Here is a 12,140-nt window from a genome sequence, read left to right as displayed (position 1 = left end):
TTAAAAGATATGGGTTAGAAACTAAAACGAATTTAGCTTGAAGAAACCAGACTTTTCTTCCAGCCTAGTTTATTTAGATAATTTAAGCCATTATAGCTTTAATAAGATTTAGGCTTCGTTGGAATTGTTCATCCCAAAACTCTTTCATAAAATTTCTACTTTTTTCTAAAGCAACAAAACGTAAAATTTTGAATCGCACCTGTTGGTGTATTATGATCTATATTTTTACTTTCTAGAAGGTTGAATTTGGCTTCAAGTAAATTTTCCAGATCTTCTTTATCATATTGTTTCACAGTACGGCCACTGCATTTTGTAGGGCCATTCTTTGAAAAGGTTGCCATAATAACAAACCCACCGGGAATAACAGAATTTTCTAGCGTACGTACATAATTTTCAATTTGCTGATCTTCGTTTAGAAAATGAAAAGCAGCCCTATCGTGCCAGAGATGATAGGTTTGCGTAGGTTTAAAAGAGGTGACGTCGGCGTTTATCCAGGTTACTTTTTCAGCATTTGCACCTAACCGGGCTTCAGCTTTTTTCAAAGACTCTGCAGAGATATCCAAAACCGAAATATCACGATAACCTTCTTCCATTAAAAAATCTACAAGATTAGAGTCTCCCCCACCAATGTCTATAATTTTAGAAGTAAAAGGCAATTCCAATTCATTAATAATACTCAATGAAATCTCAGGTTTTTCCTGAAACCAGCTTGTTTCAGGATAAGATTTCTTTGTATATACATTTTGCCAATGTGATTCTGCTTCATTCATAATTAATCTTTTTGAGGTTTTTCAAGTACTTTAATCATATTAAAAGAACGCATTAAATGAAAAAGTCCGGGTAAAATTATAAAACCACCAATTAGGAGCATAATTGCCAAATTACTAATGGTAGCATCTGGCGCCAGGTTTGCCAACAAACTTACTTCTTTCTCTGCTGTAATAATAATATAGGGAAAATGAGCGTAAAGTGGTGTAAATAGCAGTAAAATAATATGAAAAACGGTCAGATATCTACTCGTAATTCTATACTTCTTTTTTATGAACTTCCATAATGTAATCAATAAAATACTGGATAGGGTTCCAAAATAAAGAGCTATCTACCAAATTATAATGATATCAAAAAAAGCGTATCAATATAATTTTCAACTAATAAATTTAGGCAAAAATCTACCAGTGTTCTGACGGTAATCACGATAGTTTGGATACTTTAAACACAATTGCTCTTCTTCATATTTTGATTTATACCAAAAAAGTAAAACTAATAAGAGCACGATGCCAAGCTTATAAAACGAATTAAAATACAAGGCCAGAAAAAACAGCGCAAAGAGGATTCCTGAATAAATAGGATGCCTAACATTTTTATAAACTCCAGAAGTAATTAAAGTGGCATTATTCTTTGGTTTAGGGAAAGGCGATAGATTGGTATTTAGTTGCAGTAGCGCTATAAGTATAAATAAGAATCCCAGCCCACTTAATACTAAAAAAATCGGTTGGAGCACTTCCAGCCGGTTAAATTTTAAAGCATCTATTTCAAAAATAAAAGCAATAAAAAGTACAAGTTGTATTCCAACAAAAATGTAGTTTTTATAGTGCATTTATTTCAGTTTTATCTCAATCTAAAATCGCAAAATTCTATGATATTTCGGCCCAAATAATATAAATCCCCATTATTAAGACAAACCAACCAAAACCTTTTTTCAGTTTCTTTCCGTCTATAAATTTATTAAGGTAAATTCCTATAAACATGCCTATTACTGAAAGTCCTGTGAAAATAGCTAAAAACACCCAGTTGATATCCATATTTTGGACATCACCAATAAACCCAATAAGTGATTTAATGGCAATAATTAATAAAGAAGTAGCAACTGCCTTTTTCATTGGGAGCTTAGCCAGTAGCACCAGGGCCGGGATAATTAAAAATCCTCCACCGGCACCAACAATTCCGGTTAATACTCCAACCACAATACCTTCAATTATAATCAATGGGTAGTTGTAACTTATTTCTACTGCATCTGCTTTTTTCTTGCCATTTTCCCTAATCATCGAGACCGAAGCCAGAATCATAATGATCGCGAAAAACAGCATAATCCCTATGTTTTTCGTGATTTCAAAGTCACCTATATTAAAAAGAGATTCGGGAATGGCCGGCACCATATACTTTCGAGTAGCGTAGACAGCTATAAATGCAGGAATAGAAAACACAATAGCTGTTCTAAAATCTACCAGTTTCTTTTGCATATTTTTAAATGCCCCCACCAAAGAGGATGCACCTACTACAAAAAGGGAGTAAGCTGTAGCTGTTACAGGGTTAATTGCCAGTAAATAGACCAGCACCGGAACTGTTAATATAGAGCCGCCACCTCCAATAAGGCCCAGGACAACGCCAATTATTAATGCTCCAAAATAACCTAGTATTTCCATATCTTATTTTTATGTTGGCGCAAAAGTACTTGCAATAAGGGGCTTATACAGTAACAAGGGTTACAGAAGACTAAAGTGCCATTATTTCTATACTGTTTCGTTGTAGCTTAATCTTTCCGTCAAGCTCCAGTTTTTTTAGCAACCTGGAAATCACCACCCTGGAAGTATGCAAATCGTAGGCAATTTGTTGATGGGTAACAGCAATTATTTCATTTTGATTGATCTTCGCTTTATCTTCAAGATATTTCATTAAACGCTGATCCATATTCATAAATGCAATAGTATCTATGGTATCTAACATTTCTGTAAGACGAGCCTGATAGCTCGCAAAAACAAAATCCCGCCAGGATTTATATTTTGAGATCCATTCTTCCATTTTTTCAATAGGAATCAAAATCAATTTTGTATCCCGCTCTGCCACAGCCCTAATTTCACTTTTAGTTTGCCCAAGACAGCAAGAAAGTGTCATTGCACAGGTATCACCACGTTCTAAAAAATACAATAAGAGTTCATCTCCATCTTTATCTTCACGCATAATCTTAATAGCGCCTTCAATTAGTAAAGGCATCATTTTCACGTATTCACCAATCTCTATAATTTTTTTTCCCTGCGCTTTAAACTGTAGCTTGCCAACGCTGTTAATTTCTTCAATAAGTTCATCTTCAAAAATAAAACCGTAGGCCTCTTTTAATTCCTGTAACATATAATATTCCCTGATATTTATTAATTCTGAAAATATGCTTTTTCAGAAGCTAAAATTAGTATTTAAATTGAGATAAGGCTGTTTTTAACCGAAAGTCTATCCGGGCAAAACATAAAAATAAATAGAAAGATAGTGGCAAAAGGTTCCAAAAAGTACAAAAACGTGAAAAATAGCGTGGTTAAATCTCACCTTATCAAAACTAAATAACACGGCACCAATAGTATAGGAAATTCCTCCGGCAAACAACCACCATAAACCTTCAGAACTTAAATTGTCGTACAGAGGCTTAATGGCAAAAACAATAATCCAGCCCATAAGCACATACATAATAGTAGAAAGGGTTTTGTATTTATCCGTAAAGAAAAGTTTAAGTACAATCCCAGTAAGTGCAATTCCCCATACAACACCAAAAATGGTCCACCCTATCCATCCTTCTAAAGTCACAAGTGCAAAAGGCGTATAGCTTCCTGCAATAAGTACATAAATGGAGGCGTGATCAAGAATATTTAATTTATAGCGAAGACTTTTATTAGTGGCACTATGGTAAAATGTAGAAGCGGCGTATAGTAAAATCATACTTGCACCAAAAATACTGAAACTCACAAGATGTACGGTTTCGCCTAATTCATTGGCTCTTAATATTAGTAAAACAAGACCAAGAATACTTAAAACCAGGCCAAAGCCGTGAGAAGCTACGTTTAATTTTTCTTCAAGGGGATCGTATTTTTGGTGAGGAACTTTTTCCACGATTTTAGTTATTTACTCGATAATCTAGATTAAATGCTCCGGCTTGAAGCATCGAGATAGCTCGATATTCAAAAATTTTTCCTTTTAATCACTCCTGGCCCTAACGCGAGCTAATTTACTTAAACTATAAAATTAAAAATATTCAGGTTTAAACGGAATATTTTAAACGACCAATTTTTATTATTTTCGAACTTTAACACGGGCACAAATTCTTAACCCATTTCTATGAAAATTCTGCATACCGCCGATTGGCATATTGGTAAAAAACTACATAAACACAGTTTACAACCAGATTTTGATCTTTTTATAGATTGGCTTTGCAATTGTATCACTAAAAATGACGTAAAAGTTTTATTAGTGTCGGGAGATGTTTTTGACCTGGCTAATCCTTCTTCGGAAGCAAGGCAGCAATATTTTAAAGCTTTAATGAAGCTGAAGCGATTAGACTGCAAGATTATTCTTACCGGTGGCAATCATGACTCCCCAACTATGCTGAATGCCCCACAGGAAGTGTTACGCGAATTAGATATTCATATTATTGGCGGTTTGCCCGATGATCTTTCAGAATGTATTATTCCTATTAAAAATGATAAAAGCAAAACCGAACTTCTTATTGCCGCCCTCCCCTATTTGCGGGATGCCGATTTAAGAACTGCCAGCCAGGGAAATTCTTATGAAGACAGGCTGGAAGCTTTACGAAAAGGAATTCAGCAAACATTTTTAGAAACCGCTAAAATTTGTAAAACTGAATTTCCGGAAATTCCAACAATCGCGATGGGCCACCTTTTTGCTGCCGGTGCAGAAACCTCAGAAAGTGAACGAGATATTCAAATTGGCAACCAGGCGGCTTTTAATGCGCTTCAGTTTGGAGATTATTATAATTATATCGCACTTGGGCATATTCATAAACCACAAAGAGTAAATGCAGCTACTCCCACTTTTTACAGCGGATCTCCTATTCCACTTTCGTTTAGTGAGCGTACTAATAAGAACCGTGTTCTTCTATTGGATACCGAGACCGGTTGGGAACCAAAAAGTATAGAAATTCCAGGTTTTAGAGCATTATTGAAAATTACTGGAAATCTGGGAAAACTTCAGCAGAAATTAAAAGAGCTGCAAGATCGGGAAGGACTCGCGTCTTTAATTGAAATTGAACTACAGGAAGAGAATTTTGACTCTAATAAAATTTATGAACTGGATCAGTTGGTCGATAATTTTAAGGTTGAAGGTTACGAAATCGTAAAACATCGCGCCAGTTTTAAAAACAAAATTAGTGGTAGTGGTGAACTTTATGAAGAAAAACAACAATTGGAAGATCTGCAACCTTTAGATGTTTTTCAAAAATTAGTAGAGAAACAAGAAGAAGATGAAGAAACTCGTAAGGAATTAATGAGCGCTTTTAATGAAATTCTTGAAGAAGTGCATCAATCTAAAAAAGCTTAAACAATGAAGATTCTAAGCATAGCCTTTAAAAACATTAATTCTTTGAAAGGTGAAAATTTTATAGATTTTGAAGCTGCTCCGTTTTCGGGGAATACGCTGTTTGCCATCACCGGTCCAACCGGAAGTGGAAAGAGTAGCATTCTTGATGTGATCTCGCTGGCGCTTTTTAACCAGGTACCACGGCTAGGTAAAATCAGTAAAAAAGAAATTAGGGAAAAAGGAGCCATCCTTACCAGAAATCAAAAAGAAGCCTTCGCTAAAGTTACTTATGAAACAGGTGCAGGTCGTTTTACTTCTTCCTGGAGCATTGAGGTGAATCGAAATGGAAACCTCAACGATTATAATATGGAGATTGCCAATCTTCAGGATAACTCGTTATTAGATCTTAAAAAATCTGAAGTTCCGGGAAAAAATGAAGAATTAATCGGTTTAAATTACGATCAGTTTATTAAATCGGTTTTACTGGCACAGGGCGATTTTGCTAAATTTCTTTCGGCTAAAAAAGAAGAACGCGGGGAATTACTGGAAAAAATTACTGGTACAGGCATTTATCGCCAATTAGGCATTAAAGCTTTTGAACGTTTTAAAAACGAAACTAAAGAAATTGAATCCCAGCAAAACGAAATAAAACTCTTTGAATCGTATTTGCTTTCTAAAGAAGATCTTGAAACTTTCAATAAAGATTTAAAAGAAAAAACTACTCAGACTGAAAGTTTGCAGAATGATCTGAAGCTGATTGAAAAACAGCTGGAGTTAAAGCAAAACATTAAAAAGCAGGAAAAAGAAATAAGCGGTTTACAGGAGGAAGAATCAAAACTGAATCAACAGCTTAAAGCATTTGAAGCTGAATATGGTGAACGTCTTAACCAACACGAGAAATTGCAACCCATTGCAGAAGAATTGCAATCCTGGAACAGATTTCAGCAGGAATTACAAAGTTTAAAAGAAAACCTGGGAAAGACCTCGGAAAAAATTGAAGCGAATAAAGATAATACCTCCGGGTTTATTCATCAGGTAAAATCTTTTGTGCAGGAAGATGTTAGTGCGGAAAATTTAAAAGAAAAACTGAATCTTTTTACCGAAAAAATAGTAAAGCTACAGGATGAGAAAACTTCTTTGGGACGTGATTATAAAAGTAAGCTACAGTTATTTAAAACCGAAATAAGAGAATTAAGACTAAACTTTCCGGAAAATGATTTAAAAACCGGAAAGAAACTACTGGAAGAACTTCAAACTGAGCAACTTCAGCAGAAGGAACAACTCCAAACTGATTTGAAGGAAGTGGATTTAGAAAAACTAAGTTCCGAAAAATCGCGTTTAAAAAACGATTTAGAAAAGGCGCTTGAAGCCAGGCAGTTTTCTGAAAAAAAACTCCAGCTCGAGGCAAATAGTTCAAAACTTACTAAAGATATTCAGGCATATCAACCGGAACTGGAAGCTTTACCTAAAGTTATTGAGAAAGAAAAAGACCTACTTGTTTCCTTAAAAAAGGATTTAGAAATACTTCAGCTTAAAAAGGACAATCAGCTAAAAACCGCGAAGTTAGAAGAGCTTAGAAAATCGCTAAAAACCGGAGAAGCCTGTCCGCTATGTGGTTCTATAGAGCATCCTTACTCTGAACATCTTCCAGAGCTTGAAGACGAGCTTGAAGTGAAAATTTCAGCAAGAAGCAAAGAAATAGAAAACCAAAGTACAAAACTCACCCAGGCGCAGTCGAAATTTGTGCATATAGAAGAATCACTGCAAAAAGCGAAAAAGGAATTAATTGAGATTGAAAATCGGGTTTCGGAAAATAAGCAAATATTTAGCGAAAAATATCCAGATTTTCATTTTGAAGAAAAGATAGATTGGGAAAGTTATACTAAGACGATTAATACAAAAATTGAAAGTCTTGAAGCATTTCAAACTAAACAACAAAAACTAAGTGCAATAGCTACAGGGCTGCCGATTTTGGGAGAATTAGATAATATTCTTCAACAAGGTAAATTATTACAGAAGCAACTTCAATCAAGTTATTCAGGAAATAATATTGTGGAAGACAGCCGGGAGTTCATGGATAAATGGAATGCCTTAATTCAGGAAAAGAATTACTTAAAAGAAAACCAAAAACAGCAAAAAGAGCAATTAAGTCAGCAGGTAGAAAAATACGAACTACTGCTGGCAAAGCTTCAACCGGAAATTATAAAACAAGGTTTTGAATCTATTGAAAGAGCATTTAAGGCCTTGTTACCGGGTAATAAATTCCTGAAGTTAAAAGACCAAAAAGACAGTATTTTAAGAGAAAAAAGTAATGTCACCACCGGAATTTCTACTTTACAAAAGCAATTAATCGAATTTAAGGCAAATGAAAGCGAACGTACTACAGTAGATTTAGCTACGGAACAATCACGAAAACAGCAAGAATTTGAGCTTTTTCAGTCAATTTGTGAAGAATTGCGAAGAAAACTAGAAAATAATAAAGATTACTTGTCCAAATTAAAACAACTGGAAAATCAAATTGCTGAAAAAGAAAAACAAAGCAAACGTTGGCGTCTTTTAAATACGCTAATTGGGGATAGGCAGGGAAAAAAATTCAATGATTTTGCGCAAGATCTCACTCTTTCACAATTAATCTACCTGGCAAATGTGAGGTTAAAAGATCTAAGTGAACGTTATAAAATAGACAAAGCAAACGAAGAAGAAGACGACGGCCTGGTTGCTATAGACGAAGATATGGGCGGACAAAGACGATCGGTTAAAACCCTTTCTGGTGGCGAGACTTTCCTATTAAGCTTATCACTGGCCCTGGCTCTATCTGATCTTGCTTCAAGAAACGTTGAAATTAATAGTTTATTTATTGATGAAGGTTTTGGGACTTTAGATCCTGAAACTTTAGATCAAACCCTGGACACTTTAGAAAAACTGCAAGCAGAATCTGGTAAAACCATTGGTATTATAAGTCACGTGGCCTCCTTAAAAGAACGTATTGCTACCCAAATTCAATTAACCCGAAACGGACAGGGATATAGTAGTTTGACGGTGAAGTTGTGAGTTGTGAGTTGAAAATTAATTTCTTTATTTTAAACAATTAAATCACCTCTTTAGTTAAAACTTCTACTGTACACCCTAATTTTGGGAGAATAAGTCTCATTTTCCTTTTACCAACTTCACGAATAATGGCTTCCTGGTCTTTAAAGACTCCGTTCTTAATGCTTATTTGATCGCCTTCATTAAGGTGTTCTACTTTTGCATCATCCACTTTATCTCCGTCCAACCATTCCTGGATAACCATAATTTCTTCGTTTCGTACCATTGCGGGTTTTCCAAGCCAGAATAAATAGCGAACAACCCCAGGAACATCAAAAACCTGATTACGGTTATTTTCCTGCAATCTAATAAAGACATAGGATTTAAAAAGCGGGGTTTTCAGTTTTTTTTTGCGATCTTTCCACTGTTTAATTTCGGTAATTAAAGGACAGTAAACCTCTACCCCCATTTGTTCCAAACGTTCGGCCACTCTCTTTTCTGTTCTTGGTTTGGTGTATAAAACGTACCACGACATAATTAAGATTTATCTATCTGTATTTAACACAGACTTCCAACACGCTCTCTTCAATGTAGGGTGATTTGAAGAAATTTAGGTTGATTTGCTAGTTAGTAACCTCAAAAATACAAAGATTCTGAGGAATTACTATAACGATGGCTTATAAGAACCCCCAAGTAATCGATGAACTACTGAAGGCTAATTTGTTAGGAACTATCAAAAAATAATCACAAATTCAATAATCTTAAAAGAGAAGTTAAACATTATAGAAAAAACTTCTATTCTAAACTACAGGTTTCTGAGTCCAACTCAAACTGAACTGTAAAATGTTCAAAATTATAAGTATCAAGAGAATTCAACACAGCACTTTTCAGCTTTATATACTCTTCAAATTTATTGATATTCTGAAGCTTAACATGGGCCGTAAACACGTGATGTTCACCTTCCTGAGACCAAATGTGCACATGGTGGGAAGAAGCTACTCCCTGGATGCTTTCAATTTTCTGGGTTACTTCTTTCAAATTAATATCTGCCGGAGTCCCTTGCAAGAAAATAAAAAGTGTCTCTTTTAGTCTTTTAAATACATTCCAAAGAATATATAAAGTAATGGCAAGTGACAAAGCAGGATCCAGGTAATGGATATCTTTAAACTGAAGAATAATGGAAACCACCAACACGGCCGCCCATCCCAATACATCTTCCATAAGATGCCACGAAATCACTTTTTCATTAAGCGTTTTACCACTACTTAATTTCCATGCGGCAAAACCATTTACCAACACCCCTATTAGTGCAAAAATCATCATTCCCTGAGCATCAGAATGCTCGGGATTCATTAATCTTCCCACTGCTTCATAAATTACATATACCGAGCCTGCTATAAGCACAAGGCTGTTAATAAGAGCACCTAAAAGTGAAAACCTCCTGTAACCAAAGGAAAATTTTGAATCACTTTTTTGTTGGGATTTATGATCAAGATACCAGGAAGTACCTAAAGAAAGGCTATCTCCAAGATCATGTACTGCATCTGAAATTATAGCGATGCTATTTACGTAGATCCCACCAATAAACTCCAGGATGGTAAATCCCAGATTTAAGAAAAACGCAAGTTTAAGGTTTTTTCCTGAAGAATGCTGATGATGCTCGTGCCCCATAATTTATGCCTGAAATCTATGATCTTTTCCTCTCGAAATTAATCATTTTTTTGCCTTTTACGAATTCCTATTTAGGAAACAGCTCAAATTATTTCTGAATATAAATAACTCACTATTATTTATCTCAAATTTTTCGTATATTATAATGAATATCAAAACTTTACAGCTATGAAAAATTTTAAAAGCCTAATTTTTCTTTTTATGGGTCTGCTTATTAGCTATACACCCCTAAATGCGAAAATTATTTCACAAAATACACCTCAGGATTATGTAGAATATAAAGGTGAAGTGCTTAATTCTAATAATGAGGATGTAATTATGAACGCTCACCTATCGGTAAATGAATCCAATATTTCTACAGTTACAAATTCTGAAGGAAAATTTTCCCTAAAAGTACCAAAAGGAATAGCTCCCGCCACGGTAAATATTTCTTATTTAGGATACCAGAGTAAAAACTTACCTCTTAGTTATTTTAAATCAAAGGGTACTATAATTTATCTGGATCCCGTGGTAGAGGAACTTTCAGAAGTAAAAGTTTATAAAGCTGGTGATGCTAGAAAGTTAGTGTACACCATGCTCGAAAATCGTGGTGATAACTATATTAACAGACCTACTGAAATGACTGCTTTCTATAGAGAAAGTATCAGTAAAGGCAATAGAAACGTTTCTTTAAGTGAAGCCGTTGTGAAAATTCATAAAAAACCATACAGTGATTATGGAGAAGAAGATATTGAGCTAGTTAAAGCTCGTAAAACTGCCGATTATGATCGCTTAGATACTCTGGCGCTTAAATTACGTGGTGGGCCTTTTAATACACTTTTTATAGATGTGATGAAATACCCCGATTATCTTTTTTACGAACGGAGTTTAGACAATTATGAATTCAATTTTGAAGAGCCCACACAAATTGATAACCGTTATCTCTATGTAGTAAGTTTTAAAGATAGGAATAAAGAAATGCCCTGGTTTTTTGGCACTCTCTTTATAGATGCGGAAACACAAAGTCTTGTGAGAGCTAAGTTAAATATGAATGTAGATAACAGGCGTGCAGCCACCAATATGTTTGTAAATAAAAAACCGGGTGGAACCAAAGTTTATCCTATTGAAGTTATGTATGATATTGACTACCATCAGCAAGACGGAAGATGGTATTTTGGATATTCTAATGCAAAGCTTCTTTTTGTAGTGAATTGGAAAAGAAAATTATTTAATTCAAGATACCAGGTAAATTCTGAAATGGCTGTAACCAACTGGCGGCCTGAAACAGAAGACCGTATCAAAAGGAACGAAAACTTCCTCAGCAAAAGAGTGGTTATGGCCGATGATATTTCAGGTTTCACAGATTTACAATTTTGGGGAAGTAATAATATTATAGAGCCCGATAAATCTATACAAAATGCCATAGAGAAAATTCAGAGAAACATTCAATAGATCTAAGTTGATCTATGATTAAGTAGCTTTTTTAATAATATTCAAAATATAAAAATTATAGACTGAATATCAGCTTCTTAACAAGGGATATAATTAAGCGCTCAAAAAAGAAGCTTTTCGTTTTGATAATAGCAAATAAGCCCTTTAATTTGCACCTCAATTTTGACTTTTGGCTACTATTTAATTGTAGTCTATAAGATAAAAACCGAAAATTTAAAATGTCGGCTTTTGAAAACTAAAATTGATTTTTGAATCGGGATGTGGCGCAGTCTGGTAGCGTATACGCCTGGGGGGCGTGGGGTCGCAAGTTCGAATCTTGTCATCCCGACCAGTAAATACGGGGCTTCCGAGAGATCGGAAGCCTTTTTATTTTCTATCCGTACAACATACGTACAACAATTTCCAGGGATTATTTTTGATTACAAAATCTTCAATTTTTTGGAAGCTTCAATTTGATACTTATTTAAAAAAATACAGGCTTTACCCAAGAAATAAAACGTTCGAAAAGATTCCGAAATACATCAGAGTAACCGAATAATGGAGAATTGTACTTTGTAATTCCTATTTCCAAAATTTCAATTATTTTATTATTATGTTGTTATTAAATTTGATGACTCCCCTATTCGACCTTATTTTAAAAAAATTTCCTCTTGTAATTAATTTGACCAATTCCTGGAATACCTTATTATTTTTCTTTTAGCTATATTTAATAGACT

General features: G+C 34.6%; 11 protein-coding genes and 1 tRNA gene. 4 read left to right on the top strand and 8 right to left on the bottom strand.

The features are described from left to right. Positions 1-155: 155 nt before the first annotated feature. From B5X51_RS00375 to trhA, 6 genes are all read right to left on the bottom strand, one after another. Complete coding sequence (locus tag B5X51_RS00375; RefSeq protein WP_079718886.1) at positions 156-770, bottom strand: class I SAM-dependent methyltransferase; 615 nt, start codon at positions 768-770, stop codon at positions 156-158. Positions 771-772: 2 nt separating this feature from the next. Beyond that, on the bottom strand, positions 773-1,063 hold the full coding sequence (locus tag B5X51_RS00370) for a hypothetical protein (protein ID WP_079718885.1): 291 nt from the start codon (positions 1,061-1,063) through the stop codon (positions 773-775). A gap of 81 nt (positions 1,064-1,144) precedes the next feature. Further along, on the bottom strand, positions 1,145-1,597 hold the full coding sequence (locus tag B5X51_RS00365; RefSeq protein ID WP_079718884.1) for a methyltransferase family protein: 453 nt from the start codon (positions 1,595-1,597) through the stop codon (positions 1,145-1,147). A 37-nt stretch (positions 1,598-1,634) separates the two neighbouring features. Beyond that, complete coding sequence (locus B5X51_RS00360) at positions 1,635-2,423, bottom strand: sulfite exporter TauE/SafE family protein (RefSeq protein ID WP_079718883.1); 789 nt, start codon at positions 2,421-2,423, stop codon at positions 1,635-1,637. Positions 2,424-2,493: 70 nt separating this feature from the next. After that, positions 2,494-3,126 carry a Crp/Fnr family transcriptional regulator gene (locus tag B5X51_RS00355; protein ID WP_079718882.1) on the bottom strand — a complete coding sequence of 211 codons (633 nt, stop codon included), beginning with the start codon at positions 3,124-3,126 and terminating at the stop codon, positions 2,494-2,496. A gap of 96 nt (positions 3,127-3,222) precedes the next feature. Then, the gene (trhA, locus tag B5X51_RS00350; RefSeq protein ID WP_394331557.1) at positions 3,223-3,876 is read right to left on the bottom strand and encodes a PAQR family membrane homeostasis protein TrhA; all 654 of its coding nucleotides are present in this window, start codon (positions 3,874-3,876) and stop codon (positions 3,223-3,225) included. 222 nt (positions 3,877-4,098) lie between these two features. Here trhA and B5X51_RS00345 point away from each other — a divergent pair, with 222 nt between their 5' ends. After that, positions 4,099-5,316 carry an exonuclease SbcCD subunit D C-terminal domain-containing protein gene (locus B5X51_RS00345; protein WP_079718880.1) on the top strand — a complete coding sequence of 406 codons (1,218 nt, stop codon included), beginning with the start codon at positions 4,099-4,101 and terminating at the stop codon, positions 5,314-5,316. 3 nt (positions 5,317-5,319) lie between these two features. Next, a complete protein-coding gene (locus tag B5X51_RS00340) occupies positions 5,320-8,346 on the top strand; it encodes an AAA family ATPase (RefSeq protein WP_079718879.1) in 3,027 nt (1,008 codons plus the stop codon). A 37-nt stretch (positions 8,347-8,383) separates the two neighbouring features. Here B5X51_RS00340 and B5X51_RS00335 read toward each other — a convergent pair whose 3' ends face one another. Both B5X51_RS00335 and B5X51_RS00330 read right to left on the bottom strand, forming a co-directional pair. Further along, entirely contained in the window at positions 8,384-8,857 is a 474-nt protein-coding gene (locus B5X51_RS00335) for a UpxY family transcription antiterminator (RefSeq protein ID WP_079718878.1), read from the bottom strand. Between the two features lie 260 nt (positions 8,858-9,117). After that, a complete protein-coding gene (locus B5X51_RS00330; protein WP_079718877.1) occupies positions 9,118-9,993 on the bottom strand; it encodes a cation diffusion facilitator family transporter in 876 nt (291 codons plus the stop codon). A gap of 168 nt (positions 9,994-10,161) precedes the next feature. Here B5X51_RS00330 and B5X51_RS00325 point away from each other — a divergent pair, with 168 nt between their 5' ends. Both B5X51_RS00325 and B5X51_RS00320 read left to right on the top strand, forming a co-directional pair. After that, positions 10,162-11,424, top strand: a complete 1,263-nt coding sequence (locus tag B5X51_RS00325; protein WP_079718876.1) for a carboxypeptidase-like regulatory domain-containing protein — start codon at positions 10,162-10,164, stop codon at positions 11,422-11,424. Between the two features lie 254 nt (positions 11,425-11,678). Continuing rightward, positions 11,679-11,755: transfer RNA gene (locus tag B5X51_RS00320), tRNA-Pro, on the top strand. Positions 11,756-12,140: the final 385 nt, after the last annotated feature.

The sequence above is a fragment of the Salegentibacter holothuriorum genome, from assembly GCF_900168045.1.
GTDB classification, from domain to species: Bacteria; Bacteroidota; Bacteroidia; order Flavobacteriales; family Flavobacteriaceae; genus Salegentibacter; species Salegentibacter holothuriorum.
The sequence above is the reverse complement of the archived record's forward strand: the minus strand, read 5'-3'. Positions and strand labels throughout refer to the sequence as shown.